The 26,287-nt window shown below is 59.6% G+C and carries 25 protein-coding genes and 1 pseudogene; 11 read left to right on the top strand and 15 right to left on the bottom strand.

Going from position 1 to position 26,287, the window contains the following annotated elements:
• The first annotated feature begins 111 nt into the window (after nt 1-111).
• The 6 genes from ftsZ (at nt 112) to NKJ78_RS06235 (ending at nt 4,555) form a co-directional block, all read left to right on the top strand.
• Complete coding sequence (gene ftsZ / locus NKJ78_RS06260) at nt 112-1,092, top strand: cell division protein FtsZ (RefSeq protein ID WP_031193049.1); 981 nt, start codon at nt 112-114, stop codon at nt 1,090-1,092.
• A gap of 455 nt (nt 1,093-1,547) precedes the next feature.
• Entirely contained in the window at nt 1,548-2,189 is a 642-nt protein-coding gene (locus NKJ78_RS06255) for a hypothetical protein (RefSeq protein ID WP_023702102.1), read from the top strand.
• Between the two features lie 183 nt (nt 2,190-2,372).
• Nucleotides 2,373-3,344, top strand: coding sequence for an SDR family oxidoreductase (locus NKJ78_RS06250; protein WP_023687856.1), 972 nt, complete (start codon nt 2,373-2,375; stop codon nt 3,342-3,344).
• A 269-nt stretch (nt 3,345-3,613) separates the two neighbouring features.
• Nucleotides 3,614-3,931: a hypothetical protein gene (locus NKJ78_RS06245; protein WP_023687854.1), complete on the top strand. Its 318-nt coding sequence runs from the start codon at nt 3,614-3,616 to the stop codon at nt 3,929-3,931.
• Between the two features lie 26 nt (nt 3,932-3,957).
• Nucleotides 3,958-4,134 carry a PCC domain-containing protein gene (locus NKJ78_RS06240; RefSeq protein WP_023739530.1) on the top strand — a complete coding sequence of 59 codons (177 nt, stop codon included), beginning with the start codon at nt 3,958-3,960 and terminating at the stop codon, nt 4,132-4,134.
• On the top strand, nt 4,127-4,555 hold the full coding sequence (locus tag NKJ78_RS06235; RefSeq protein ID WP_084014358.1) for a GFA family protein: 429 nt from the start codon (nt 4,127-4,129) through the stop codon (nt 4,553-4,555). The genes NKJ78_RS06240 and NKJ78_RS06235 overlap by 8 nt, the downstream gene beginning before the upstream one ends.
• An 84-nt stretch (nt 4,556-4,639) precedes the next feature.
• On the opposite strand, the gene NKJ78_RS06230 is transcribed toward NKJ78_RS06235, so the two are convergent.
• The 6 genes from NKJ78_RS06230 to NKJ78_RS06205 form a co-directional block, all read right to left on the bottom strand.
• Nucleotides 4,640-6,676, bottom strand: a complete 2,037-nt coding sequence (locus NKJ78_RS06230) for a PAS domain-containing hybrid sensor histidine kinase/response regulator (RefSeq protein ID WP_245260461.1) — start codon at nt 6,674-6,676, stop codon at nt 4,640-4,642.
• Nucleotides 6,677-6,725: 49 nt separating this feature from the next.
• A complete protein-coding gene (locus NKJ78_RS06225) occupies nt 6,726-12,437 on the bottom strand; it encodes a HAMP domain-containing protein (protein ID WP_352562402.1) in 5,712 nt (1,903 codons plus the stop codon).
• 380 nt (nt 12,438-12,817) lie between these two features.
• Nucleotides 12,818-13,018: a response regulator gene (locus NKJ78_RS06220; protein WP_050593148.1), complete on the bottom strand. Its 201-nt coding sequence runs from the start codon at nt 13,016-13,018 to the stop codon at nt 12,818-12,820.
• A complete protein-coding gene (locus NKJ78_RS06215) occupies nt 13,019-13,294 on the bottom strand; it encodes a hypothetical protein (protein WP_023725485.1) in 276 nt (91 codons plus the stop codon).
• A 296-nt stretch (nt 13,295-13,590) separates the two neighbouring features.
• Entirely contained in the window at nt 13,591-14,211 is a 621-nt protein-coding gene (locus NKJ78_RS06210; RefSeq protein ID WP_352459537.1) for a cysteine hydrolase family protein, read from the bottom strand.
• Nucleotides 14,212-14,234: 23 nt separating this feature from the next.
• Nucleotides 14,235-14,639: a DUF6894 family protein gene (locus NKJ78_RS06205; protein WP_023733183.1), complete on the bottom strand. Its 405-nt coding sequence runs from the start codon at nt 14,637-14,639 to the stop codon at nt 14,235-14,237.
• On the opposite strand from NKJ78_RS06205, the gene ku reads away from it, so the two are divergent.
• The gene (gene ku / locus NKJ78_RS06200) at nt 14,638-15,759 is read left to right on the top strand and encodes a non-homologous end joining protein Ku (RefSeq protein WP_352562395.1); all 1,122 of its coding nucleotides are present in this window, start codon (nt 14,638-14,640) and stop codon (nt 15,757-15,759) included. The two genes, NKJ78_RS06205 and ku, sit on opposite strands and share 2 nt — an antisense overlap.
• Nucleotides 15,760-16,402: 643 nt before the next feature.
• On the opposite strand, the gene NKJ78_RS06195 is transcribed toward ku, so the two are convergent.
• The 5 genes from NKJ78_RS06195 to NKJ78_RS06175 form a co-directional block, all read right to left on the bottom strand.
• The gene (locus NKJ78_RS06195) at nt 16,403-17,449 is read right to left on the bottom strand and encodes an ATP-dependent DNA ligase (protein WP_023714624.1); all 1,047 of its coding nucleotides are present in this window, start codon (nt 17,447-17,449) and stop codon (nt 16,403-16,405) included.
• 128 nt (nt 17,450-17,577) lie between these two features.
• Nucleotides 17,578-18,084: a YciE/YciF ferroxidase family protein gene (locus NKJ78_RS06190; RefSeq protein WP_023668075.1), complete on the bottom strand. Its 507-nt coding sequence runs from the start codon at nt 18,082-18,084 to the stop codon at nt 17,578-17,580.
• 332 nt (nt 18,085-18,416) lie between these two features.
• Complete coding sequence (locus NKJ78_RS06185; RefSeq protein WP_352459536.1) at nt 18,417-18,836, bottom strand: HD domain-containing protein; 420 nt, start codon at nt 18,834-18,836, stop codon at nt 18,417-18,419.
• A 40-nt stretch (nt 18,837-18,876) separates the two neighbouring features.
• Nucleotides 18,877-19,245 carry a DUF427 domain-containing protein gene (locus tag NKJ78_RS06180; RefSeq protein ID WP_502903270.1) on the bottom strand — a complete coding sequence of 123 codons (369 nt, stop codon included), beginning with the start codon at nt 19,243-19,245 and terminating at the stop codon, nt 18,877-18,879.
• Nucleotides 19,246-19,918: 673 nt separating this feature from the next.
• A complete protein-coding gene (locus NKJ78_RS06175; protein ID WP_031193045.1) occupies nt 19,919-20,239 on the bottom strand; it encodes a hypothetical protein in 321 nt (106 codons plus the stop codon).
• Between the two features lie 202 nt (nt 20,240-20,441).
• Between NKJ78_RS06175 and NKJ78_RS06170 the strand changes: the two genes are divergently transcribed.
• Entirely contained in the window at nt 20,442-21,017 is a 576-nt protein-coding gene (locus NKJ78_RS06170; protein WP_352459534.1) for a GNAT family N-acetyltransferase, read from the top strand.
• A 79-nt stretch (nt 21,018-21,096) separates the two neighbouring features.
• Here NKJ78_RS06170 and NKJ78_RS06165 read toward each other — a convergent pair whose 3' ends face one another.
• From NKJ78_RS06165 to NKJ78_RS06150, 4 genes are read right to left on the bottom strand one after another with little or no spacing between them, the layout of a single operon-like run.
• Complete coding sequence (locus NKJ78_RS06165; RefSeq protein WP_023681169.1) at nt 21,097-21,429, bottom strand: hypothetical protein; 333 nt, start codon at nt 21,427-21,429, stop codon at nt 21,097-21,099.
• 2 nt (nt 21,430-21,431) lie between these two features.
• Nucleotides 21,432-21,794, bottom strand: a complete 363-nt coding sequence (locus tag NKJ78_RS06160; RefSeq protein WP_352562394.1) for a hypothetical protein — start codon at nt 21,792-21,794, stop codon at nt 21,432-21,434.
• Nucleotides 21,791-23,011 carry an NRAMP family divalent metal transporter gene (locus NKJ78_RS06155; RefSeq protein ID WP_352459533.1) on the bottom strand — a complete coding sequence of 407 codons (1,221 nt, stop codon included), beginning with the start codon at nt 23,009-23,011 and terminating at the stop codon, nt 21,791-21,793. Before NKJ78_RS06155 ends, NKJ78_RS06160 begins: the two co-directional genes overlap by 4 nt.
• Entirely contained in the window at nt 23,008-23,469 is a 462-nt protein-coding gene (locus NKJ78_RS06150; protein ID WP_352459532.1) for a hypothetical protein, read from the bottom strand. The genes NKJ78_RS06155 and NKJ78_RS06150 overlap by 4 nt, the downstream gene beginning before the upstream one ends.
• 513 nt (nt 23,470-23,982) lie before the next feature.
• Here NKJ78_RS06150 and NKJ78_RS06145 point away from each other — a divergent pair.
• The 3 genes and pseudogenes from NKJ78_RS06145 to NKJ78_RS06135 all read left to right on the top strand — a co-directional run bounded on the left by NKJ78_RS06145 (nt 23,983) and on the right by NKJ78_RS06135 (nt 26,123).
• Nucleotides 23,983-24,780 (top strand): SDR family NAD(P)-dependent oxidoreductase, encoded by a 798-nt coding sequence (locus NKJ78_RS06145; RefSeq protein WP_502896816.1) that lies wholly within the window; start codon nt 23,983-23,985, stop codon nt 24,778-24,780.
• Between the two features lie 604 nt (nt 24,781-25,384).
• Nucleotides 25,385-25,787: pseudogene (locus NKJ78_RS06140) on the top strand (SDR family NAD(P)-dependent oxidoreductase); the annotation flags it as partial.
• 90 nt (nt 25,788-25,877) lie between these two features.
• Nucleotides 25,878-26,123 carry a hypothetical protein gene (locus NKJ78_RS06135; RefSeq protein WP_023687844.1) on the top strand — a complete coding sequence of 82 codons (246 nt, stop codon included), beginning with the start codon at nt 25,878-25,880 and terminating at the stop codon, nt 26,121-26,123.
• Nucleotides 26,124-26,287: the final 164 nt, after the last annotated feature.

Below are 26,287 nucleotides of genomic sequence, written 5' to 3'. Positions count from 1 at the left end.
CACCCTCTGATTCCCTGTGCCAAGGCGATAGAACCTGATTCTTGCACCTGGCGTGTTCAAGCGGCGCGTTCCGGGAACTTTTTTATCGATCAATTCCAAGGAGACAAGACGATGAGCACCGCGGCAAGGCCCGTCATCTCGGAAATGCGGCCGAAGATAACCGTTATCGGTGTCGGCGGTGGCGGCGGCAACGCGGTCAACAACATGATTGCCGAAAATTTGCAGGGTGCGGAGTTCATCGTCGCCAATACCGATGCCCAGGCACTGACCATGTCGAAAGCATCGCGGCTGATCCAGCTGGGCGCCCATGTCACGGAAGGCTTGGGCGCCGGGTCCCTGCCGGCGGTCGGCCGCGCGGCAGCCGAGGAATCGATCGACGAGATCAGGGACCACCTTGCGGGAACCCATATGTGCTTCGTGACCGCCGGCATGGGAGGCGGAACTGGAACCGGTGCCGCGCCCGTCATAGCGAACGCTGCACGGGCAGCCGGCATCCTGACCGTGGCCGTCGTCACCAAGCCGTTCACCTTCGAAGGGAAGCGCCGCATGCAAGCCGCCGAAGAGGGCATCGAGCAGCTTCGCGAATGCGCCGATACCGTGATCGTTATTCCGAACCAGAACCTCTTCAGGATCGCCGACGCAAAGACGACTTTCGCGGACGCCTTCGCCATGGCTGATCGCGTCCTTTATTCCGGCGTCGGCTGCATAACCGATCTCATCGTCAAGGAGGGGCTGATCAATCTCGACTTCGCCGATGTGAAGTCGGTGATGCGCGACATGGGCCGCGCGATGATGGGTACCGGGGAAGCCACGGGCGAGGACCGCGCCAGGAAAGCCGCCGAAGCGGCGATAGCAAACCCGCTTCTCGACGAAGCCTCGATGATCGGCGCCAAGGGCGTCCTGGTCTCGATCTCGGGCGGCATGGACATGACGCTGTTCGAAGTCGATGAGGCCGCCACCCGTATCCGCGAGGAGGTCGACGCCGACGCCGACATCATCGTCGGCGCCATATTCGACCGGGCACTCGCCGGAAAATTCAGGGTCTCAGTCGTGGCGACAGGATTGCGGCAGGGCCTGGCGATACCGCAGTAGGCAGGATCCGGGCTGCTGATTTATGAGTCTGGTGGACCGTGGTCATGGGCTTCGCCACCGAAAAGTCGGCCCGCAAGCCCGCACCATTGAACTTGCGGGTGAATTCGCGTTGCCGGCCTAGGGACCGAATTCGTTTCGAGGCCGCTGCCACGAATGCGCGAACTCGCATCAGCGCCGCCGCAGAACCGCTCCCAACTGCAACCGCGCCGCGAATGCGCATCGACCCGGATCCCCAACAGGAGGCCATACAGATTGAACACGGCAGACATTTCGCCTGCGATATGGCCAGCATCTGCTGACCACATGATCGGCCCTTTTTGATCGGTGATGCGGGCTCGCTGGATATGGCACAATAAAACCGGCATGGGTCAGACGTCGGGAGCATCCAGTGGCGGCCAGCCTCGCAAGCACTATATCGAAGAAAAACTCAGGTCTACCCGACAGGAGCATACTCCATGGCTGACACGCCGACACCCGATGCTTCGTTTCTCGCGGCCCTGACGACAGAGCATTTCGTGCAGCAGACAGCGATCAGCACGTCTATAAGTGAAATGGCGTCGCGAACGACCATCTACATTATGTCTCTGTCGAGCGCTCTGGTGGCAACGGGCTTTGTTACGCAGTCCTCCGAGTTCTTCCTGCCGTTTGTCGCGGTTGTGCTGCCATCGGTCTTTTTACTGGGTGCCTTTACCGTCTTGAGGTTGGTCGACATCGCCGCTGAGAACATGCAGGCCCATATCGGCATTGCCCGGATCAGAGCCTACTATCGAACTTTGGGCGACGAGGCTGCCTTCCAGTTTTCCAAGGAATTCGGGCGCTGGCCCGAAAATGACGCCGAACCTTCTCTTCGTACTGGGCCTCTCCTGGCGTACCTGACCACTGCAGCGACTATGATCGCATTCATAAATGCCATCGTCGCTGCGGCGGGCGTTACTCTGCTTGCGTTTCGTGTCGGTGCAGAACTATTGCTCGCGCTGTGTCTTGGCGCTGGAACAGCAATCGGCTTGATGACGATTTTCTATTTATACCAGCGCCTCCGGACGAAAGGCATGGTCCGCATTGCCAAACCCTATGGTTCTGAGAAGAGCGTGCTTTGAGCGGGTAATGAATGTGGTGTTTGTCTGAACGCCACCGGCATGGCAATTCCAGTCTCATTGACGACCAATGCTCCACGCTCCTCGCGGGCTGTTCGCAATGGCGAGCCCTTTCGGGATCGAGATATTTGCGCAAACTTTTTTGCCCGGCATGCGTTGTTCGTTCTCCGAGCACAGGAGAAAGCCATGCAGACTAAGTCGCAGACTTCAGCTGAAGCCGCCAAGCAACGCCATATCCAGCGTGGTATCGACGCCAAAGACGAGACGAAGAGCAATGGCAAAATGCAACAAGCGATGCAAGCCGGCGCCCGCAAATATCCCGAGCCGCCTTTTCCCGAGCAGCATCAACCCAAACCGGGGCATGAATGGGCGATCGAGCCCGCTCCGCTCTACGATGCGCCTTACTACCTCGGATCGAAAAAACTCGACGACAAGGTAGCGCTTATCACGGGTGGTGATTCCGGCATCGGCCGTTCGGTGGCAGTCTTGTTCGCCCGCGAGGGCGCCGACATTGCGATCGTATACTTGAGTGAAGACAGGGACGCCGAAGCGACCAAAAACGCCGTCGAAAAGGAAGGCCGGCGTTGCATACTGATAAAAGCCGATGTCAGTGAACGCGAGCATTGCCGCAACGCCGTGGCGCTGACGGTCGAAAAATTCGGCAGGATCGACGTGCTGGTCAACAACGCCGCTTTCCAAATCCATTCCAGTGACTTCAACGACCTGACCGAGGAACATTTCGACACGACGCTGAAGACCAATCTTTACGGCTATTTTCATATGGCGCAGGAGAGCGTGCCGCACATGGAGCCGGGCTCCGCGATCATCAATACCGGTTCGGTGACCGGCATCGACGGTTCCAAGCAACTGGTTGACTATTCGATGACCAAGGGCGGCATTCATGCCTTCACGCGAGCGCTTTCGGGCAATCTGATCGGCAAGGGCATCCGGGTAAACGCGGTCGCGCCAGGTCCGGTGTGGACGCCGCTCAACCCTTCGGACAAGGAAGCCGACGACGTCTCGAAATTCGGCGCGGATACGCCGATGAAACGGCCAGCGCAACCGGAAGAACTTGCCCCGGCTTACGTGTTCCTCGCCTCGTCGCATTGCTCGAGTTACATCACGGGAGAGATCCTGCCGGTGGTCGGTGGCTACTGAGGTCGCGGAACGTATTTCATTGCATTGGGCTACCGAGTAGACGGCACGCGACGACGTCGTCTCCAGGGAGACGCTTGCCGTGCTCGGTCGCTTCAAGAAACGCGTGATCGGTGCCGTGCGCCGCCGCTACACGGCACCCGCCACGGCTCCGGAGCAATAGCGCTCCGCGTTGGTCGAAATCCTCGCCCGCGTTTTCAGTTTTCTGAATTTCCGCTTGGAACTCTCCCGCCGGCATCCCGTTCAAACATCATTGAGCCAGGAGAACGACCATGCCACGAGGCGACAAATCGAAATACAGCGACAAACAGGAACGCAAGGCCGACCACATTGCCGCAGGCTATGAGAAGCGCGGTGTTTCCGAGAAGGAATCCGAGCGCCGGGCATGGGCGACCGTCAACAAGGACGATGGCGGCGGCAAGAAAGAAGGCGGCTCGGGTCGTGGTAAACACACCGGACACCCCGCGGCCCACAAGGGTGGGAAAAGCGGCGGCAAGGCATCGGCTTCACGGTCAGCCGCAAGCCGATCGGAATCGGCAAAGAAGGCAGCGGCAACCCGCAAGCGGAATGCCGAGCACCATGCCCATTAACTGCCCCGCAACAGGTTCGGAACGCCATGAAACCCAAGCTCGCTAATCAGGTCAGCGGGCAAAGAATTTTCGTCGTCGTGCTCGACCTCGGCGACGAAGGCGTCGGCGAGCTGACAGCCTTCGCAACCGACCAAAACCTCGGCAGTGCCTCTTTGACTGCGATCGGAGCGTTCGGCGCCGCCTTGATCGATCTTAATGCGTGAGGTTGGCAAGCGCCTACCCGGCTCCTTGGCCATCAAGGGCGGATGTCTCTGTGGCAGGATCCGATTCAGCGCCGGGATCGAACCGAGGGTTCACTACTGCCACTGCGATATGTGCAGACGAGCGACCGGCAGCGCGTTTGCAGTTCTTGCCTGGATGCCCTGCCAAAGCCTGACCTGGAATTCCGGAACGCCAACATATCGAAGGTCTTCGCCGATCGCGCAAAGAGGCTTCTGCCCAGAATGCGGGTCGCCGCTCAGCCTTTGCTACGACGCGTCGCCAACCGAGATCGCGCTGCACGTCGGTACCTTCGATGATCCGGCTAATCTGGAGCCTCGGTACAACTATGGTTCAGCGCAGCGCCTTGGTTGGGTGTGCTGCGGAATAGACCTACCGGACCGCGACACCGAGGAACGCTGGTAGCGCCGACTGTTGCGAATGACCAAGATTGCCGATCAGGAATGCGGCCCTTTGCGACGTGGCCAGACCGTTGACAACCCCTAAGCGCTAGCCGGTTTTGATCTTTTGGGGGGCCGCATTCTCTATCGCGAGGAAAATCGCTTCGAACAGATCCTCGTCCCGGAAGGGCTTGCCGAGCAAGGGCACGTCGGCCGGCCGATCGGCAATCTCCCGGGCATCGGCATAGCCCGTGATCATGACCGCTGGCCAGTCCGAGCGCAAATTGCGCGCGAAGCGGATCACGTCGACGCCGGATACGAGTGGCATGGCGAAATCGGTGATAATGACGTCGAACTCGTCGGGAGTGCGCTCCATCATGGCCAGCGCCTCCGCCCCTCCTCCCGCGCAGGTCACCTCGAAACCACGCTGGCGAAGGGACTCGGCGGTCAATTGCCGCAAAACATGGCTGTCGTCGATCAGGAGGATTGATGGGTGCTCCATTCCGGCATCGGCGAACGCTCGTTCAATGCCGGGTTCCACCACAGGATCGACCGGCTGTTCGGTCGAACGTGGCAGCCAGAGTTGCATGGTAGTTCCGCGGTTGACGACGCTTTCTATGCGAAGTGTCCCACCTGACTGCTTCATGAAGCCGTAAACCGTGCTGAGGCCGAGGCCCGTTCCCTTACCGACCGGCTTGGTGGTGAAGAACGGTTCGACGACCTTGGCGACAAGATCGGGGGGTATGCCGGATCCGGTGTCCTTCACGGCGATCAAGACATAGTCGCCCGGCGGAATATCCTCTGTTTGCGTCCCGATCGATCGATTCTGCGCATGCACGGTTATTGTCCCGCCAGAGGGCATGGCGTCACGCGCGTTGAAAACCAGATTCATCAGGGCCAATTCAAGTTGGCCTGCATCGACATGCACCGGCCAGATCGTGTCATCGATCTGCCAGTCGAAACGGATCAACCCCCCCAGTACGGGCGCCACCAATCCATTCATCGTGTCGCCCAGCGCAGCAAGGCGCACCGCTTCCGGCTTCAGGGTCTGGCGCCGCGAGAATGCCAGCATTCGCGCCACAAGGTCAGCGCCTTGTTTTGCAGAACGCCGCGTCAGGTCGAGTACCTGTTGCGCCTGATCATCCAACGTGGCTCGGCGTTCAAGCAGCCCTAACCCACTGAGAATTGCGGCGAGCAGGTTGTTGAAATCATGCGCCAGGCCGCCGGTTAGCTTGCCGATAGCGTCGATGCGCTGGGATTGAAGCAGCTGATCCTCAAGACCGCGCCGCTCGGTGATGTCAAGCAATGTGCCGATAATTTCCGGTTCACGGCCATCTGAGCCGTCCGACATCACGCCCTGGTCGAGAAAGATGCGATACTCGCCATTGGCGCATTGCCAGCGGAACTCGCACGTATAGGAGCCGGTGGTTTTTGCCGCCAGCAGCGCTTCCCTCAATCGCGGCAGGTCGTCCGGATGAACGCGGCTGAGACCGAACTCTGGATCCGATGTCAGGTATTCAGGCGCAAAGCCGGTCAAGCGCTCGACGCCCTCGGTAACAAAGCGCGCCGCGAAGGGTGGCTCGGCTGCCCGAGCATGAAAGCAGACCGGCAACGAATTCAGGATGGCATCCTGCCGTTGCTCGGCGCTGCGCAGCGCGCGTTCGGCCTGAAGCTTGTCCTTGTGCGCCTGCAACGCCTGCGCCAATAGTCCCTGCTCGACCTCCGCCTTGCGCTGGATCTCGAGCGTCTTCTCGTGGAGTTCGACGAAAACCGCGACTTTCGAACGCAGCATGATCGGATCGAATGGCTTGAACACATAGTCGACCGCGCCGGCATCATAGCCGCGCAGCATATGCGCATCCTCCTTGTTGATGGCGGTCAAGAAGATGATTGGGGTGCGCTTGGATTGCTCGCGCTGGCGGATAAGTGCGGCCGTTTCATACCCGTCCAACCCTGGCATGAGGACATCCAGGAGAATGACGGCGAACTCCTCTTTCAGCAGAAAGCGCAGAGCCTCTTCGCCCGATTGGGCGCAGATGACCTCTCCGATAGTCGCGAGCACTTCGCTGATCGCCAGCAGATTGCGCTCATCGTCGTCCACCGCCAGGATGCGGGCTCTTGCCGGCCCTTCGGCAAGAGCTGCCACCTCAAGTTTCCTAACCCTGTTTCTTGCCAGCTTTTGCATCGAAGGGCCGTCAGTTCGCTGCCAGGAGAATTTTTTCCGGGCTCTCGACACGGGATCGGGCACGCCCGATCCAGACACGAAGCAGCGCCAGCAGGAGATCCAGGTCGACGGGTTTGGCGATGTAGTCGGAAGCCCCGGCATCCAGACATTTTTGCCGATCCCCCTTCATCGCCTTTGCGGTGACGGAAATCAGCGGGATATGAGCAATCGCCGGTGTGCCGCGAATGCGCCGCATCGTCTCGTAGCCGTCCATCTCCGGCATCATGATATCGATCAATGCCACGTCGACATCGGGCGCCTGTTCAAGAAGCGCGATGCCATCACGGCCCCGCTCGGCATGCAGAACCTGTATGTCATAGGTCTCCAGAACACTGGTGAGCGAATAGATGTTGCGAATGTCGTCGTCGACGATGAGAACTTTCGCCCCGGCGAGATCGGACTTGTCGTTGTGTTCAGTTCCTGCCCAGGCCTCTTGGCGACCTTCTCCCGGCAGCGTTGCCGAAATATGCAGCGCCAATTGAGCGAAGTTCTCCGCCCGCGGTGCTTCCGCCAAGGCCGGGTTCAATGCCAGTACCTGTTCAAGCGCGTCCGGGTGAGGCGTAAAGAACAGGAGCTGCGGCAAGGCTTCGCCGAATTGGCCGGTGATCTCGTCTAGCGCCTTTGCGTTGTCCTTGGCGGAGCGTCCAAAGCCGAGCACGACGGCATCATAGGAGGCGAGGCCAACGTCTTCTGCATTGGCCGCAACACGACCGATCGCGGTGACCGACGTTACGCCGTCGCGGATTGCCTCGACCAGCGCCAGACGCCGCTCCGGGTCAGGGTCCACGACCAAAACGCGGCGCTGAACGCGGAGCTTCTTCGAGTGGATATCCTGAAACACCTTCATCAGCTCGTCCGAGGAAACGGGCTTGGTGGAAATGCTGGACGCCCCCTTGCGTGCGAGACTGTCGATGTCTTCGGCACCCGAGATGACATGGATGGGAATTCCCCTCGTCTTCTGGTCATGCCGCAGCAGATCGAAAAGCACCCAGCCATCGATATCCGAAAGTCCGAGATCAAGTGTGATTGCGTCGGGAACGAGCTTGCGGGCCAATGCCAGCGTGCCGGAACCTGCAGTCGACAGAACGCCTTTCAGCCCGGCCGACCGGGCGAGGCCAAGCAGCAACCCGCCAAAGGTCGGATCGTCTTCGACGATCAACACGATCCGATCGGTGGGTAGGATTGAATCGCGGTCGTCGATCAGCTCTGCCGAGGGCGGACTGCTGAGCAGAGCTGTCGCAGCAACCGCCTCCGCCGCCGGAGCCAAGGTCGACTGTACTGTCGTCACGCGGGGGCCGTCGAACGGGATGATGAGGGTAAATGTCGACCCCTTGCCCGGCGTGCTTTCGACCCGCAATTCGCCGCCAAGCAAGCGAGCGATCTCGCGGCTGATCGAGAGCCCAAGGCCGGTGCCGCCATACTTGCGGCTGGTGGTGCCGTCGGCCTGCTGGAAGGCCTCGAAAATCAGCTTCTGTTTGTCTTCTGGAATGCCAATGCCGGTGTCGGTGACGGCGATCGCGAGAGCCTTCACCGGCTGCGTCGCGCCATTGCGGCGGCCGGCCTTTTCAACCCGGAAGTTCAGGCTGACCTCGCCTTCCGAGGTGAATTTGAATGCGTTGGAAAGCAGGTTGAGGACAATCTGCTGCAAGCGTTTCTCATCTGTGCGGACCGTGTCGGGAAGCGCCGGATCGACCTTGATGGTGAAGCCAAGTCCCTTGTCGGCTGCCAGCTGACGAAAAGTTCGTTCCATATGCTGGCGAAGATGCGTCACCGGCATATCGTTGATGTCGATGGAAACAGTGCCCGACTCGATCTTCGACAGATCGAGGATATCGTTGATGAGGCTGAGAAGATCGGTTCCTGCCGAATTGATGGTGCGGGCGAACTCTACCTGTTTTTCGTTGAGGTTGCCGTGCTGGTTGGTCGCCAGCAGGTTTGACAAAATGAGCAGCGAATTGAGCGGCGTGCGCAGTTCGTGGCTCATATTGGCCAGGAATTCGGATTTGTATTTCGACGTGAGCGCAAGTTGCTCGGCTTTCTCCTCCAGCGCGCGTCGCGCCATCTCGATTTCGAGATTCTTGTTTTCGACCTGCTTCTTTTCGTTCTCGAGCAGCTGCGCCTTTTCCTGCAGCTCCTCGTTCGTCGCATGCAGCTCTTCCTGCTTTTTTGTCAGCTCGGTTTGACGCGCTTGCAATTCCGACGTCAGCAGTTGCGACTGCTTGAGCAGGCCCTCCGTGCGCATCGTCGCAGCGATGGTGTTGAGAACGATGCCGACGGATTCCATGAGCTGGTTGAGGAACGACTGGTGTGTGTCACGAAACTCGCCGAACGAGGCGAGCTCGATGACGGCTTTGACTTCATCCTCGAACAGAGCAGGCAGGATGATGACATTGGCTGGCGAGGCGCTGCCAAGACCAGATGTGACCCGAAGGAATTCTGGCGGCACATTGTCCAGCATGATGGCGCGCTTGTCGGCGGCACTTTGCCCAACCAGGCCCTCTCGCAGATCAAGCCGCTGCTTGATGGCAGCTTTGCTCTCGGCGCCATAGGAAGCCGCCAGCTCAAGATAGGATTCCTCCTCGTGGCGATTGGTGACGTAGAACACCCCATACTGGGCGTTCACCAGAGGAGCGAGTTCGGACATGATGAGCCGCGAGACGGTGGCAAGGTCGCGCTCGCCTTGCAGCATGCGCGAAAACCGGGCGAGATTGGTCTTCAACCAGTCCTGCTCGGCATTCTTCAGCGTCTGATCCTTCAGATTGCGGATCATCTCGTTGATGTTGTCTTTTAGCGCGGCGACCTCGCCGGAGGCTTCGACGCTGATCGAACGGGTAAGATCGCCCTTCGTCACCGCCGTCGAAACCTCGGCGATGGCACGCACCTGGGTGGTCAGATTGGCAGCGAGTTGATTGACATTGTCGGTGAGGTCGCGCCAGAGGCCGGCGGCACCTGGCACACGCGCCTGACCACCGAGCTTACCCTCGATGCCCACCTCACGGGCGACGTTGGTCACCTGGTCGGCAAAGGTGGCAAGCGTCTCGATCATGCCGTTGATGGTGTCGGCCAGCAGGGCGATCTCTCCCTTCGCGTCGACCGTCAGTTTGCGCCTGAGATTGCCTTGCGCGACCGCCGTCACGACATCGGCGATGCCGCGCACCTGATTGGTCAAGTTCGTCGCCATCAGGTTGACGTTGTCGGTCAGGTCCTTCCAGGTACCGGCAACACCTTCGACGCGCGCCTGGCCACCAAGCTTGCCCTCGGTGCCAACCTCACGCGCGACTCGGGTGACCTCGCCGGCGAAGGAGTTCAACTGGTCCACCATGGTGTTGATGGTCGACTTGAGCTCCAGGATTTCGCCCTTCACATCAACGGTGATCTTCTTCGACAGGTCGCCGCGCGCCACGGCGGTCGTGACTTCGGCGATGTTGCGCACCTGGCCGGTCAGATTCTCGGCCATCGAGTTCACATTGTCTGTGAGATCCTTCCACGTGCCGGCAACGCCGCGCACCTGCGCCTGGCCTCCCAACTTGCCTTCCGTGCCGACCTCGCGTGCCACGCGCGTGACTTCCGAAGCGAAGGAATTGAGCTGGTCCACCATTGTGTTGATGGTGTCCTTCAGCTCCAGGATCTCGCCGCGGACATCGACGGTGATCTTCTTCGAAAGGTCCCCGAGCGCCACGGCGGTGGTCACCTCGGCGATGTTGCGCACCTGGCCGGTCAGGTTGGCCGCCATGGCGTTGACGTTTTCGGTCAGGTCCTTCCACGTGCCGCCGATGCCGCGCACCTGGGCCTGGCCGCCGAGCTTGCCATCGGAGCCGACCTCGCGCGCCACACGTGTCACTTCCGAAGCGAAGGAATTGAGCTGGTCGACCATCGTGTTGATGACGTCCTTGATCTGCAAGATCTCGCCCAGCGCGTCGACGGTGATCTTCTGGGTCAAGTCGCCGGTCGCGATGGCCGTTGCCACCTTCGACACGTCACGCAACTGCACCGTCAAATTGCCGGCCATGGCGTTGACGTTGTCGGTCAGATCCTTCCAGGTGCCACCGACGCCTTCGACATGCGCCTGGCCACCAAGCTTGCCTTCCGATCCCACTTCGCGGGCCACACGCGTGACCTCAGAGGCGAAGGAGTTCAGTTGGTCGACCATCGTGTTGACGGTGTCCTTGAGCTCCAGGATCTCGCCTTTGACGTCGACGGTGATCTTCTTCGACAGGTCGCCGCGCGCCACGGCGGTGGTGACTTCTGCGATGTTTCGAACCTGGCCAGTCAGGTTGGCGGCCATGAGATTGACGTTGTCCGTCAAATCCTTCCATGTGCCACCGACGCCCCTCACCTCGGCCTGGCCGCCCAGCTTGCCTTCGGTGCCGACCTCGCGCGCCACGCGCGTCACTTCCGAGGCAAAGGAGTTCAGCTGGTCGACCATCGTGTTGATGGTGTCCTTGAGTTCCAGGATTTCGCCTTGCACGGCGACCGTGATCTTCTTCGACAGATCGCCCGACGCGACCGCCGTCGTCACCTCGGCGATATTGCGCACCTGACCGGTCAGGTTCTCGGCCATCGAGTTGACGTTGTCGGTGAGGTCCTTCCAGGTGCCGGCGACGCCGCGCACCTGCGCCTGGCCGCCAAGCTTGCCTTCGGTGCCAACCTCGCGTGCCACGCGCGTGACCTCGCCCGCGAATGAATTCAGCTGGTCCACCATCGTGTTTATCGTGGATTTCAGCTCGAGAATCTCGCCCTTCACGTCGACCGTAATCTTCTTCGACAGGTCGCCCAAAGCCACCGCGGTCGTCACTTCGGCGATGTTGCGCACCTGGCCAGTCAGGTTCTCGGCCATGGAATTCACATTGTCGGTCAGATCCTTCCACGTGCCACCAACACCCTCAACGCGCGCCTGGCCGCCAAGCTTGCCTTCAGTGCCGACCTCGCGCGCCACGCGCGTCACTTCCGAAGCGAAGGAATTAAGCTGGTCCACCATCGTGTTGATGGTGTTCTTCAGTTCGAGGATTTCGCCCTTGACATCGACTGTGATCTTCTTCGACAGGTCGCCCGACGCGACTGCGGTCGTAACCTCCGCGATGTTGCGCACTTGCCCGGTCAGGTTCGTGGCCATCGCGTTGACGTTGTCGGTCAGATCTTTCCACGTGCCGGCGACACCCTTGACCCGGGCCTGGCCGCCGAGCTTGCCTTCCGTACCGACCTCGCGCGCCACGCGCGTCACCTCAGAGGCGAAGGAGGCCAACTGGCCGACCATGGTGTTGACGATCTTGCCGATGCGCAGGAATTCGCCACGCAGCGGTCGGCCGTCAATTTCGACCATCATGGTCTGCGACAGGTCGCCCTTGGCGACGGCGCCGATAACGCGCGCAACCTCAGCCGTTGGCTGAACCATGTCTTCTATGAGATCATTGACTGAACGGACACTGGATTCCCAACTGCCGGTGGCATTGCGAACCCGGCCGCGCTCGCCTATCCGCCCTTCCTTGCCGACGACCCGGCTCAAGCGCTCGAACTCGCGCGTCACTTGGTCGTTGAGGTCAGCGATCTCATTGAAAGTCTCAGCTATCTCGGAATCGAGGCCTTCATAAACATTGTCGATGCGGACGGAGAAATCGCCGCGCCGGAAGGCTTTCAGAGAATTCAGAATGCTTCGACGGTCCAATTGCTTCTTGGATGCCTGCACGGTCACAGCGCCACTCCCAGCCCTATGGATTTATACGGATAAAATTGCCCCCGCGGCCAATGTGGATCGCGCCGCAAGACCCCAAACGCGGCATTTTCCATTTTGTTCCATCGTGCCGTGAATTCCAGGCCGACGATTGCGCCTTGGTTTGAACGCCGGATTCATGATGCGGTTGTGGATTTATCGGGCTTTAGCCGACCACGACACGTCATCGCCGTTTGCCATTGCCAGAGAGGCATGAATTGCGTTGCGCAACTCGGAAGGCGAGGCAGGCTTTGCGACCCATGTCCCTTGAAGGAAAATCGGATCGTGAAAACCCGAATTGGCGTAGCTTGCCGAATGGACGACAAAGGGGATGTTTCGGGCGTCAAGCAACGTAGCTATTCGTACGCAATCCCATCCGCCAGGCCGATATCCATGACAACAATGTCGGGAGAACTGCCCCTGAACCATTCCAGCGCGTCGACGCAGGACGAAAAGACCCCAGCGATGTCGAACCCCGCGTCGCGCAACATGTCTTCAAGTTCGAGCGCGATAAACGCCTCGTCTTCCAAAATCGCAACGGACCTATGGTGGTCCAATTATCGCAGTCCTTTGCTCTCCGAAGCGATCGGCAGCGCAGCACGCCGCCTGACCGGTTCCACCCGGTGGTCGAAGCTCACGGCAATTTTCTTACCGGACATGGCATGGACCATAAGCCCGACCAATTCCTCGTCGTCGCAGCGACACTCAGGAAACCTTGCGCGGATTTCATCGACCGCAAACGCCGTCGAGATAATGTCGTCAGCGCGATAGCCAGAGATCACCGCGTAGACTGCGCTATAGGTTTCAAGGTCAATGACTTCGGTTTTCAGCACATCATCCTCCCTGCGGAAGGCCGACGGCAGAGGCGCCGGATGTCTCGCAAAGATTGCTAGATGCCGGCATCGAGTCTTCGGCGCTGTATCCTGTTCATTCTATGACGGTTGGCCGCGCTGTCGATAGCTCTGCAAGGCTTTGTACGCTTCCAGACACTGATTCACGCGAGCGACCAGATCAGGCAATCGTGCCGTTCATATACGTTTTCCGGTTCACTGTAGTGCCGTCCGCCAACTGAAACAGTCCGCCCGACCAGAATGACGATTGTCGGCCCTTTCACTCGAAGCCCCCCAGATCAGCGAGTGAGTTGTGGCCAACACTCCAACACCTCCGTCATGCTGGCCGCCTCAATCTGCTCACTGAAGCGGGAATGGTAGACTTCCATCAGTGCGTCATGGGTCTGGTCGGCAGAGCTGCAGATGGCATCGGTGACGAGAATGACGCGAAAGCCACGATCGATGGCGCCAAGCACGGTCGCGAGAACGCAAACGTCGGTTTCGCCACCGGTGATCACGAGCGCACGCACGCCGGAGCCACTCAGCAGCGCGTCGAGCCGCCCCTCGGTCCAGGGCGAATAGACATGTTTGTCGACCACCGTCGCCGGCGGTACAAATCGTGCAAGTTGAGGCATCAGCTCGATCAGGCGCGGATCGATGTTGGAAAGGGTTACCTCCGCCCACCGACGATAGTAGTTTGCCCACATTCCCGGCGCCTCGCCCGGGCGGGCGGCAGGAATGAAGCGCGTGAACAGGGTACGGCTGGCATGTCTAGCGACGAGTTCTTCGATCGCCGGGACCACCTTTTCAGCCCACGGCACGGGCCAAGGTCCACCCGGCGCAAACAGGCGCTGCATGTCGACGCACAGATGCAGGCCATCGTCGCCTATTGGTCCGTGAATCAATCCTTGGGCGGCCACTGGTGGATTCCGTCGGGTTTGGGTTACTGGCCTGCCTGCCGCGCTGCATCGGCCTCAGCCACATCAACAGTGTAAAGCAATTCACCGTTTTCGTTGGATACCCTCACAAGCCAGCCGGACAGAGCGTCCGTGCCAGGCTGCAGGTCGGCGAGAAGATCGATTGCGCAGCGGATAGCTTCGGACCGGGCCGCCTCAAGGCTCGCCATCCTCGACGGCGGTATGCGTCGGCTGGTTTCGCCATCGCGATACTCAAAGACATATACGTCGCCGGCGCCGTCGCTTGCAGAGGTTATCTCGACCTGGTCGAAATTGCCGTTGCTGCTCGCGTCATATTCATTGGCTGCGAGATCAAAGGTCGCTGTCTGGACCAGGATTGCCTTTGCGCGGGCAAGCACGTCATCTTCAGCTTGTATCCCGACGTTTGCCATGTCCACCGTAACGCAGTCGCCGCCCTCGCCGCAAAATATCACCCGGCGAACCGACTGCCCGTCTGGCGCCCTGGCATTCACCACTTCGGTCCGAACGACTTGCATGACACTCTCCTGCCTGTGTCTGACAATGTTCATGGTGCGCTTTCGGTTCCTGCGGATGCAGGCGCCGGCCCGGCTGTCGAGACTGACAGGACTTCCCCACCGGACATTCACGGTGCACCGAGCCCCCGCCGCAGGAACAATTCGAACGGAAACGCGTTGCCCTAGCTGGAAACGGGATAAGCGCAAAATGGCCGCGCCACGTGCTGCCTGGAAGGGCTTCTTGAAGGTTGGTTCGGTTACTTGCGGCGTGAAGATTGTCGGCGCAACCAGCGAAGCATCCAAGATCCATTTCAAGATTTTGAACCGCAAGGACGGTCTGCCGGTCAGGAGCGTCTACGCCGACGAGGAGACCGGAAAGCTGGTGGATGCAGCGGATCAGGTGAAGGGTTTCGAGATCGAAAAGGACGAATTTCTCCAGATCGAACCTGACGACATAAAGGCGTTGAAGCTGACGTCGAAGCACACGCTCGAAGTCGGCGAATTCGTATCGATTGACGATATCGATACGCGCTATCTCGAGAAGCCCTACTATCTGATCCCGGCCGACGGCGCCGCAATCGAAGCATACGGAGTGATCCGCGATGCCATGAAGAACAAGGGCGTGGCCGCTCGATCCTGCGTGGTGCTCTACCAGCGCGGCCGCGAAGTGCTGATTCAGCCCTATGGCAAGGGCATGGTGATGACTGAGCTTCGCAACCACAACGAAATGGTTTCGGAAAGCAGTGTGTTCGATGGATTGGCCAAGCAGAAATACGACTCCGATCTGCTCGAAATCGCCGGCATGCTTATTGACAAAAAAGTGACGACCTTCGATCCCTCGAAATTTGAAGACACCTATGAAGACGCGCTGATCGCCATGATCGATGCCAAGCGCAAAGGCAAGAAGCCGCCGAAGCCCGCACCCAGGCCACAGGAGAACGTCATCAACCTCGCTGAGGTGCTGAAGAAGAGCCTCAAACAGGAGGGGCTGGCGAAATCCACAAAGAGAGCCTCACCGAAACGCAAGACAGCATAGTTGATAACTGCCCAGCCAGAAGGTCCGCACAGCGGCCCCAGCCGCCCCTAAATCGCTCGGAACAATTCTCGCGGTTGCCCGTGGCCACCAAGGACGATGCCTTATGGCCGAGATCAAGAACGTCGACGGGGCAGTCCTCAAAGCGCCAGAGGCAGCGGATGCCAACATTGCGCTCAAAGGAGCCGGAACGCAGGACTCTGATCAGGCCCCAGGACCGCTGGCCATCGGTAAAAATACATGGGGTGTGAAAAGACCCTTTCGCCTCCAGACTCGGCGACGCGCGACCTGTGGCGGGCAGAACCCCACGCCCAAGCGAAACCCGGAGAATAGATGTGCCCCCCAAACCAGAGCCAACCGAAGAGCCGCCAGTGGATGCGCCGACGTGGACCCCGGACATACGCGAGCCTGAGCCGGATCTTCTTCCCGACGAAGTGCCAGTTCCTAATCCGGACGAGAACCGTGAGCCGCCAAAGCGAGGCGTGGTGACAGACTGAACAACGGTTTGGTCCGGCATCCTCCTGCAAAGGCGTTTATCTCGCCGCCGGGTTCAAGATCGCCAGTGAAATGCGACTGGATTTGGCTGCGCCGAATGCTTGACGGATTTGGTCTCGATGGTGTGGACCTATCGACGCCTCGCCAAGCCTCATTTTCCAAGTATCTGTTCGAACGTGCATTGCTTCGGGCTTTTGTCAGGACGCCATCGCAGAAATTTGGTGCCATGACGGAAACGATCGCCGGTGACATGATCGAACCGCACCTCCGCCACCAGTTCGGGCCGCAATGGCTCCCATTGTCCGCTTCTTTCCGTGCTCCACCGACTGGGACCGCCCGGCGCTTTTCCCGTGAAGCCAGGAGCCGATCGCAAAGCTTCAAGTTGTCGCGTAAGCTTGGCCCTGTCCTCCCGGGCGATCGTCGAAGTGAACCCGACATGGTCGAGTTGCCCCTGGTCATTGTACAGGCCAAGCAACAGGGAGCCGACTTCACGCGAATTCGCCAGGTAGCGGAACCCTCCGACGACACAATCGGCCGTGCGCAGGCGCTTGACTTTGACCATGGCGCGCTCGCCGGGTCGATATTCGTCATCGAGAAGCTTGGCAACGACCCCGTCGGTCGAACCTTGTCCGGATTGGCCAAGCCATCTGCCTGCCGCCGCCAAATCACGCGTTGCCCGAGACAGTTCGAGATCCTTTCGCCCGGCCGACTTTACGAACAGTTCGAGTGCAGCGCGCCGAACCGAGAGCGGCTGCTGCATCAAGGCGCCCTCGGAGGTCGCCAACATGTCAAAGAGGATCAGCTTTGCCGGCGTCGCGACGGACAGTTTCCGGATCCTGCTTTCCGCCGGATGCAGCCGCATCTGCAAGGCGTCGAAAGAAAGAGCGCCTGCAATTTCGATGACGATCTCACCATCGACCACGAACTCTTTTGTTTTCAGTTCATGCAACATCGCGACGACTTCCGGGAAATACCGCCCTAACGGCTTGCCGGATTTTGCACGCAACTCCACGGCCGCGCCGGCTTTAAAGGCCAGGCAGCGGAACCCGTCCCATTTGGGTTCGTATTGCCATCGGCCAGCATCGGCCGGCAACGTGTCGGCAGCCTTTGCTTCCATCGGCGCCGTGCTCAACGCCACGCCGAAAGACGATTTTACACTCGTCGGCAGATCGCGAGAGATGGCAGATTCGCCCGTCATGAAAGTTCCGTGGACAACGATGGAGATCGACTCAACGCAGCACTGGTGCCGGTTTTGGAAAGATCATGCTTCAACAGGGTTAGATCATGATGAGATTTCAACCAAATCTCATCATGACCTAGGACGGTCTACTCGGCAGCCTGCATGTTGATCTTGCTTTCCGCCATTTCGGTGAGCTTGCGATCGGTCGCCTGCTCTTCCTTCAGGTTCTTGGCCAATACGTTGGCGCAGTCACTGCGGCCAAGCTGCTTGGCCCAGGCGATGAGCGTGCCATATCTGGTCATCTCATAATGTTCGACCGCCTGCGCCGAGGCTATCAGTGCCGCGTCTAGGACCTCCTTGTCGTCGACGTCGCCGCTCACATCGTCGGCTTCCTCCAGAATGCCGTCTATCGCCGGGCAGTTGACCTCCTTGGCCTTGACGCCATGCAATTCGAACACCTGTTCGACGCGCTCGATATGGCCTTTGGTCTGCTCGAGGTGTTTTTCGAATCCGGCCTTCAATTGCGGATCGGTTGCCTTGCCGATCATCTTCGGCAGCGCTTTCTCGATCTGCTTTTCGGCGTAATAGATGTCGCGCAGCGTGTGCACGAAGAGATCGTCGAGTGTCTTGATGTCCTTCGAAAAGAAGCCCATGGCCTTACCTTTCATTGTGCAGAAGTTCGGGTCCGGCGGCGGCTTGCCCGCCACCCGCGGAGGCCGGGAACTCGTCCCGGCTTGCTGGTCAACGCACCGGTGCCGGAGGAGTTCCTGATTCCGAGCCGGGCCGTTACTCCTTTTCGAGACGCTGCGATCCATCTCCGGAGGAGCTTTGACCCGATCACACGTTCCATGGTCCAGACGACGACCTTCAGGCGCACGCCGGCGCGGAAAAACTGACGGCCAGGAGAGCCGAAACGTGCTGTGCGCCGCAAGCTCTCGCATGCGATGGCTGCCTCGGCAGATGCAATGCCAGCGTCGGGCGCGCACTATTGTCGGGAGAACTCTTTGTCAAGTATGCGAAGGCCCTCTTCATATTTGGCCGCCGACGCTCCGACCTGCCTCGACTGCCAGATGTTGTCCTCCAGATCGGCGCGTTTTACGGGGAGCGCCACTGGGTTCGACGCAGCCCGCCGGACAAAGGCGAAATACTCCTCATCCGGACTGCGCGACATGGCATCGACCGCCGCGGCAATTGTCGGTCCGAAGCCTGCTTCTTCGAGCTTGGCGCGGGTCCAGCCTTCGCCTTTCTCCAGAACATCATGAAGGTAGGCAACAGTCTTCTGATCGATTGTCTCGACAGCGTCGACGACACGGCGGCAATGCTCGATATAGGGCCGCCCGGTCTTATCGCGCTGCGACGCGTGAACCTCCTCCGCAATCTTTGCCGCCTGGTAGAAAATGCTCATCGCGCCTGTCCTTACCGTGATTGTCTCTGCCTGATGAAACCTATTCGACGATATGTGGCGTGTGTCGCTTGTCCTCGGCAGGGTCGACATCGATACGGGCCTTTTCCGGATCGAAAGCGCCGTGACCTGCAATAGCCAGAGCGGCCGCATCGGGCGTTTCGTAGGCCCACATGAAATCGTCGGAAGAACTGCCGACGGCGTGGACACGCCAGTAGCTTGCGGTGCCTTTAAGCGGGCACCGGGTGGTGGTGTCGGTCTTTTCGAAAAGATCGAAATAGATGTCCTTGAAGGGGATATAGAAAACGGGCTCGTGCCCGTCTTCACGCAGGACCTTCGCCCGCTCCGTAGCTGCGACGATGGCGTCGGAAAACCGCACCGTCACCGTGCCGGAAAACGGTTCTATGGCCAATCGGCCAAGGTTTTGCTGTGAAGTTGCGCCTGAAGTTTGCATTTGGATTTCTCCCTGGCGATTACCGCAAGATCGGTCATGCCTGGAGACGAAATGCGCGGCGGCGCTTCAGGTTCCGGCATGTCCGATGAACCTGAATTGCAGCCGGATTTAAAGCGCCTACCGGTTGCCGTATCCAGCAGTACTCGTCGGTAAGGCGCGGTGAAATGCTCGTCCAACCCATTCGAAGACTTTGGAAGACGACACGGTGGTCGCTTCCGTGGAGCGTCAGGGCTGGCACCGAAATGATCTTCGCCGCTACTTGCCGGCGGGCGAGTTCCTGGCAGGAGATGCTCCAGCTGTTTGGCCGTCGTCAGCTGCCGCCTCACGTACGGGCTCCGGGGCGGCCTGAGTTGCTGCCAAGTGGGCCGCAAGGTCCCTATAGACCTTGCCCCTGCCGCCATCGTGTTTAGCGATCAGGCCAAGTAGGTCATGACGGCTTACCTTTGCAATCTTCATTAGGAATTCGAATTCGTGCTTCGGAATCGAGGCTGCTAAGCGATCGAGTTTGGCCCGCCGGGTCTCTTTGGACACATGTGCTCCTATGTATCCAGCCATGCGAGGCACGTACTCGGAGGCCCGCCATTGTCTTGATGGCGGGCCTTCGGGCGGCCGAAGCCGCTAGGTCCATCGGCTACTTGTTGCAATTTTGCACGGTCGAGGTCGTTGTGCCACTTGCAGTGTTGTTATCGATGTCATTGCCTGCGGCGTCCTTGCAACGGTCGGTCATGCCGTTCGATTTTGTAGTCGAGTTTGTGGAATTCGGATCGGTTGGCACGGCCGCATTCCCGCTGCCAGTGCCATTGCCAGCGGCGCCGCCGCTGCCAACAGTTCCAGTACCAGTTCCATTACCCGTGCCAGCCGTGCCGCCAGCACCCGTTCCATTTGTCTGCGCCAAGGCGGAACCGGCCAAGGCAATAGTTAGCACCGACGCGGCTAGAATTTTCTTCAACATTGGAGTCTCCGTGTTTGAATCGCCGAATTGCGATCGCTTTCCCAACGACAGGTTTTTCTCATTGTTCCCGGCGTAATGGATTGTGATCCGCAGCAGCCTTCGTCGAGGTGGACACTCTTGACGGCGCACGAATTGTGATGAGACCTGACAAGGGCAGGATGGGCTTTGTTCAACACCAAAGCGATATGTTGGGCGCGGCTGCATGCATCCGACGCGGATCGCGATGCGGAATGTGGGCAAGACGGGTTACAACAGAAGCGGCGATCAGAGCTGCGAGCGAACCGGCCGCCTTGATGTTAATCTGATGCTTGAATCTCAAGACCATTCCGACGCAGGAGCAGAACGCATGCCGGCTCGATCCGAAGGATTTACAATCGCTCTGGCTCACAACGGGGATGCACGAACGCAGGCGGCCGCTGCGCTCTATCGACACAACATCGAACAAACCGGAATCGATGACCGGGCAGTGATCGGCGCGGAACTTACCGACCCCTCGGGAAAGATCTGGGGTGGAATTTGGGGCAGAACGGAACTGGGGCTCCTGTTTCTCGACATGTTCTTCTTGCCTGAAAAATTGCGTGGCCGATCCTATGGATCACAGCTTCTTATGGCGATTGAGGAGGAAGCCGTTAGGCGTGGATGTAAGAGAGCCGTCGTCGAGACGAGCAGTTTCCAGGCGCCTCAATTTTACCGGCTTCATGGGTTTGAGGAATTCGGCAAAGTCGAATTCGTTATTCCAGGACATGCCCGCATCTTCCTTCGCAAGAACCTGCAGTAATCTTTGCGGAGGCGCCATCTGCACGAACGGCTGTTCGCCGGCAAAACGCCGGCGCCTTAGCCCTCCCAGCCGTAGCCATCTACTCCCGAAGGTCCTTTTGCCCTTTCCATCCGGGAAGCTCGGTCATCGGGCATAGCAGCCGCGGTCGCGCCGGATCGGAGATATCGAGTTTATCCCAGGGAATGCGGTACAGGCCGTCGCGACGGCGCAGCCGAAACAGGTCGAGCATCGCGATGCCGATGGTCGAAGCCGACAGACGCTCGAACGCGGCGTAGATGCCAACGTGGAATTCAGTAACGACGAGCTCGTCGCCACGCTGTTCGGCGAGAATCTCTTCGATGTGACCGATGCTCTTTCCACGCTGCGAGAGCACGCGTCGCCCGGCAAGATGTTCGAGGTTGACTGTCCTCATCATCACGCTCCTGGGATGCGCCCGATGACATGATCGCGCAACCAGTCCTGCCAGGCGAAAATCGACGTCTCGCCCACCTCGATGTCACATTCGATGTCGAGCCCGTTGTCCTGCACCTTTTTCCACGCAATCCTGTGTGGCACGGCGTGGCGTTTGCCACCCACCCTCGTCGTCAGTTGCGCCATCCATTCCCCGGGCCGCGCGCCAAGGCGGCGCGCCAAAGTGATGGAGCCGAGTTCTATCGCGACAATCCTTGGTGGTTTGCCCCGCCGCAACTCGGCCACCACTCCGTCGACCTTGCCGATCTTGACCCGCCGGCGGTCGAACACCTGCTTGTCCAGGAGATCACGCATCAATTCCATCATGTGCCTCCGAATATCTGCAGCGGAATCGTCACCACGGCGAGCACGAAGGCAAGCGCGATAATGAAGACAACGGCGGCATTCGAAATGATGCCGTTGCGATGTTCGCCGACATAGCGTTCGTCATTCAGCAGGAAGAGAAATGGAACTACCGTCAGCGGAAGGCTCGCCGCCGTTACCGCCATGGAAAAGATGGTCAGCCTCAGTGGGTCGAGGCCAAGCATGATCGGAATGGCGGCCAAAAACAATGATGCCGTATAGACGGCACTGAAGCCCGGATCATCGCGCGGCTTGCGATCCTCGCCCCAGGTCCAGCCAAAGCCCTGTGCCACCAGATATGCCTGTTGCAACCCGACTTCGAGTGCGGCGCCGAAACAGGCAATGGCGAGCGAGGCAACGAATAGAACGAACCCCCAGAAGCCGAATATAGGGATCAGCATCAACGGCAGTTGGTGATAGTCGTCCACCTGGTCGATGCCGCGCGTCGCGAGAACGAGAGCAGCGACGATCAACACGCCGATCGAAATGGCCCCACCGAAGGTCATGCCCAGCCCGGCGATGGCACGATTGGCCCCCAGGTGGCTTTCATCCCATTTGTCCTCAATAGCTCCCGAGGAATAGAACATGAAAAGATAAGGCGATATCGACGCGCCGAGAATGCTGGCCGCCATGAACCAGTAATTGATGGCATCGTGAGCCGGCAGCGAAGGCACGGCGCTGCCAGCGACCGCTGTCCAGTCGGGCTTTAACATCACCGCACCAACCACGAAGCACAGCGTCACGAGGCCGAGGACCGACATGCCTTTCTCGATAAAGCCAAACGTGCCTTTCCACAGCAGCAGCCATGCCAGCAACGCCACCGGCAGTGCCCACCACTGGAAGCCTATGCCGGTGGCAAGTTCGAGTGCGATGGCCACACCGCCGATCTCAGCGGACAGCACCATGAAATTGACGAGAAGGACGACGAGCAACGGCCATAGGAAGACGTTGAACCCAAACCTTTCACGAATGCCCTCTGAGATCGTGTGATGGCTCATCGCGGCGAACCGACCGGCCATTTCAACCAAAAAGATGATGCATATGGTGCCGAGAACTATGGCCCAGATCAGCTGGAATCGGAAGGCGGCACCCGCCTGCGCCGCCGTAGCCATCGACCCGACTTCGAGGAAACCTCCGACACTGGTGACGACGCCAAGCGATATTTCCAGAAGCTTCTTCACGGTTTTGGTCCGAAAGCGCTGGTGTAAGCGGCGGCGAGCGAGCGCATGGCCGCCCGAAGATCCTGTTGTGCGCTTTTCACCTCAGTGCGATTGTTCACCCGCAATCCCGCCTCGGCATGCGCCACCGCCACCGACAAACTGTTGACTGCTGCCGTCAGTCCTGCTCGCCCGGCTGGTTCAGCGGTCTCGGCCGATCGAATTTGCGCCTCGACCTCGGCCAGCGTTTTTCCGACCGAGTGCAGTGCGGCCGTGGCATAGGCGGACGGTGCCGCTCCCTCCACCCAGGCATCCAGCACCATCGATACGGTCTGTGCCGCGGAGGCCGCTGTTCGTGATTGCTGCGCCACCTGATTGGAAGACGAGCATCCGGCCAACCCGGCTAGCATCAGAAGCAAGCACAGGCAGCCAACCGGAAAATGACGGTCGTTATGGGGTACAGCGCGCGTTGGATGCGCCACGCGGATTTCCTCCCCGGCCCGAACCAACTGCGTCCGGCATCAATGATCTAGAGCGCTCGGAGAGCTCGTCAAACGAAACCGACGACGAGCCTGTGAGGTCGGCTAGTCCAACGTAACAAAACGCTCCATCCCGGACAGCCGTTAAAAGGGGGGGCCCGCGCTTCTCTTTGGCGCGGAGAAGCGCGGGCAGATCGGGCTGAGGGGATGACCCGATCGCGCAGCATCAACATGGGAGGGCAACAACGCTGCACGGTTCGAACTTCCAACCGGGCCACTTGTTCCAACTTCAACTGATCCGTTCTGAGTACTCAATCCATGCGTTTGGGGCCTTTTTGAAGGTAGGCGATGGCGAGTTCTCATGGCGTAGAACGGTTTTTGTCGCGACGGCCCATCCATGAATGCGCGCAACGACCGCGATGACGACCGTCGCCTGACCGTCATGACAGCGCACGACCAATCCAGCCCAAACGCCGCGGAACAATTGTGCCCACTCGTGGTTCCGATGGCACGAAGATGGAGGATATGATGACGGACGCCAAACTCGCTGTGGTGACCGGCGCCTCGAGTGGCATCGGAAGGGAACTCGCAAAGCTGTGCGCTAAAGACGGTTACGACCTGATCATCGCCGCCGACGAGCCGGCTATCCGGCAGGCGGCAGAGGCACTTGAGACCCGCAATGTAACGGTCGAAGCCATTGAGGCCGATCTGGCGACCGTCGAGGGCGCCGATCGGTTGATCTCCCAGATCGGCGATCGCGATATCGACCTGTTGTTTCTCAATGCGGGACGCGGGCTCGGCAACGGCTTCGTCGACCAGGACTGGCGAAAAGTCCGCCGGATCATCGACACCAATGTCACTGGAACGGTCTATCTGGCGCATGAACTCGGCGCCAAGATGGCCCGGCGAGGCCGCGGGCGCATCCTGTTCACCGGATCGATCGCCGGCTTCATGCCCGGCACATTCCAGGCCGTCTACAACGGCACGAAGGCGTTCATCGATTCCTTCTCGATCGCGCTCCGCCATGAGCTGAAAGATAGCGGCGTGACGGTCACCGTGCTGATGCCCGGCCCCACGCAGACGCGATTCTTCGAGCGCGCTGAAATGATGGATACCAAGGTCGGCTCCGATAAAAAGGACAATCCGGCCGATGTCGCCAAGACGGGTTACGAGGCGATGATGGCCGGTGATGAACAGGTCGTCAGCGGTTGGAAAAACAAGCTGCAGGTCGCCGCCGCGCATGTCACGCCGGCAGGCACCTTGGCCGAACAGCACCGTAGGATGGCCGAGCCTGGGTCGGCGTCCAGCGACTGAGCTGATATTTCGCGTCATCAAACGGGCTGGCATTCGCAGAGACCGCATGTGCTGCGCGAGGCAATCTATCGCTGCCGCAAGGCGGCACCATCTCGGTTCCCGGCGTCTGTGTTGGCCTGGTCGATCACATCCCGTTTGGCGGCGATGAATGAGGGACCGGCTTTCCGGATGGGCCAGACGCATACGCAACGCCACCTGGAACCTTTATTGGCCATGGTCCAGAACGGCGCAATCGATCCCTCCTTGTGATTACCCCCGGGCCGATCTGAAAGCAGGGCCGGATCCCTACAAGACGTTCCGCGACAAGCAGGATGGCTGTATCAAAGTCGTGACGCGGCCTCACAGCTAAGACGGGCAAGGCGACCGACACTCACTGCAATCACAAGGGAACATTCGCGTCGACGGCCGGTTAGGTGCCACTTCCGTAACGGTCACCTGCCGTCAAAGCGAGCCCATGATGAACCACGACCAGCATGACTATGTACCAGACGCAGCGCGCAGACTTGTCGTCGGAAGCATGGCGGGAGGAATTCTCGCCGCTTATGCTTCCACGGCGTCAGCCGATACGGGAACAGTGCCTGCTAAAGCAGGCCCTGCGAGCCCGATGCTCAAACAGAATCCGGTGACGCAATATCACCAGCCGTCTTTCAAGCCACAGGAACAGAAGTGGCCGGGTTTGGCCAGCAAGATGGTGCCGCGCCCGGACCACGGCGAAACGACCTACAAAGGATCAGGCAGGCTTGCCGGCCGCAAAGCGCTGATAACCGGCGGCGATTCCGGTATTGGTCGTGCGGCGGCGATTGCATTCGCGCGCGAGCGTGCGGACGTTGCTTTCGGCTACCTCCCCGAAGAACAGGAAGACGCCGACGAACTGGTGGACCTAATAAAAGCGGCAGGTCAAAAGGCTTGCCGGCGATATCCGCAATGAGGCCTTTTGCAGAAAGCTGGCCGATGAAGCAGCAACGCCCCTCGGCGGTCTCGACATCCTGGTCAGCAACGCTGCCCGCCTCACTAGAGTCCACGGTCCTCAAAAAGGGCCGCCAAGCCCACCGCTCCTTAGGCGTGGTGGGCTTTCAGACTGTCTACAGGAGGAACCAATGGCTGGCGATGAAATAGAAAGAAGGCGACTGCAGATGTTGATCGAACAATATCTGGAGACCCGTAAGCGACGGCACGATTTCGTGTCGATCGCGAATGCCGAACTCGCGATCAAGGCAGTCATGCCGCATTGCCCGGTGTCGAGCGCAGCGTTGGCAGAGATGATTGCCGCTGGCGCCGTCACTTACGGCCTTGGCGTCCTATTCGACGCGAGGCAAACCGAGGGCGAACTGCCCGTTGTTTGATAGGCTCATCGCCTGACCAATCGTCGCGCGGTCGCCAAGTTTCGCCCAGCGCTGGAATACGCCAGACCGGGAGCATGTCAATCGTGCCGGCCGGATCGCAGGCACCTGCCGGCGACGCCGTCTCGGGCCTGGACCCGAATGTCGTCGCATATCTGGTGAAAAAC

The organism is Mesorhizobium sp. M0037, from assembly GCF_040323635.1.
GTDB lineage: Bacteria > Pseudomonadota > Alphaproteobacteria > Rhizobiales > Rhizobiaceae > Mesorhizobium.
Note: the sequence above shows the minus strand (reverse complement) of the source record. Positions and strands in the feature narration are given on the sequence as shown.

What these genes read in the sequence shown, in the direction of transcription:
- ku (WP_352562395.1), top strand. Translation starts at nt 14,638, where the DNA reads ATGTCCACCGTAACGCAGTCGCCGCCCTCGCCGCAAAATATCACCCGG.
- NKJ78_RS06205 (WP_023733183.1), bottom strand. Translation starts at nt 14,639, where the DNA reads ATGGCAAACGTCGGGATACAAGCTGAAGATGACGTGCTTGCCCGCGCA.
- NKJ78_RS06145 (WP_502896816.1), top strand. Translation starts at nt 23,983, where the DNA reads ATGGAGGATATGATGACGGACGCCAAACTCGCTGTGGTGACCGGCGCC.
- NKJ78_RS06235 (WP_084014358.1), top strand. Translation starts at nt 4,127, where the DNA reads ATGCGTGAGGTTGGCAAGCGCCTACCCGGCTCCTTGGCCATCAAGGGC.
- NKJ78_RS06250 (WP_023687856.1), top strand. Translation starts at nt 2,373, where the DNA reads ATGCAGACTAAGTCGCAGACTTCAGCTGAAGCCGCCAAGCAACGCCAT.
- NKJ78_RS06170 (WP_352459534.1), top strand. Translation starts at nt 20,442, where the DNA reads ATGCATCCGACGCGGATCGCGATGCGGAATGTGGGCAAGACGGGTTAC.
- NKJ78_RS06160 (WP_352562394.1), bottom strand. Translation starts at nt 21,794, where the DNA reads ATGATGGAATTGATGCGTGATCTCCTGGACAAGCAGGTGTTCGACCGC.
- NKJ78_RS06240 (WP_023739530.1), top strand. Translation starts at nt 3,958, where the DNA reads ATGAAACCCAAGCTCGCTAATCAGGTCAGCGGGCAAAGAATTTTCGTC.
- NKJ78_RS06195 (WP_023714624.1), bottom strand. Translation starts at nt 17,449, where the DNA reads ATGACGGGCGAATCTGCCATCTCTCGCGATCTGCCGACGAGTGTAAAA.
- NKJ78_RS06255 (WP_023702102.1), top strand. Translation starts at nt 1,548, where the DNA reads ATGGCTGACACGCCGACACCCGATGCTTCGTTTCTCGCGGCCCTGACG.
- NKJ78_RS06175 (WP_031193045.1), bottom strand. Translation starts at nt 20,239, where the DNA reads ATGTTGAAGAAAATTCTAGCCGCGTCGGTGCTAACTATTGCCTTGGCC.
- NKJ78_RS06190 (WP_023668075.1), bottom strand. Translation starts at nt 18,084, where the DNA reads ATGGGCTTCTTTTCGAAGGACATCAAGACACTCGACGATCTCTTCGTG.
- ftsZ (WP_031193049.1), top strand. Translation starts at nt 112, where the DNA reads ATGAGCACCGCGGCAAGGCCCGTCATCTCGGAAATGCGGCCGAAGATA.
- NKJ78_RS06245 (WP_023687854.1), top strand. Translation starts at nt 3,614, where the DNA reads ATGCCACGAGGCGACAAATCGAAATACAGCGACAAACAGGAACGCAAG.
- NKJ78_RS06135 (WP_023687844.1), top strand. Translation starts at nt 25,878, where the DNA reads ATGGCTGGCGATGAAATAGAAAGAAGGCGACTGCAGATGTTGATCGAA.
- NKJ78_RS06185 (WP_352459536.1), bottom strand. Translation starts at nt 18,836, where the DNA reads ATGAGCATTTTCTACCAGGCGGCAAAGATTGCGGAGGAGGTTCACGCG.
- NKJ78_RS06165 (WP_023681169.1), bottom strand. Translation starts at nt 21,429, where the DNA reads ATGAGGACAGTCAACCTCGAACATCTTGCCGGGCGACGCGTGCTCTCG.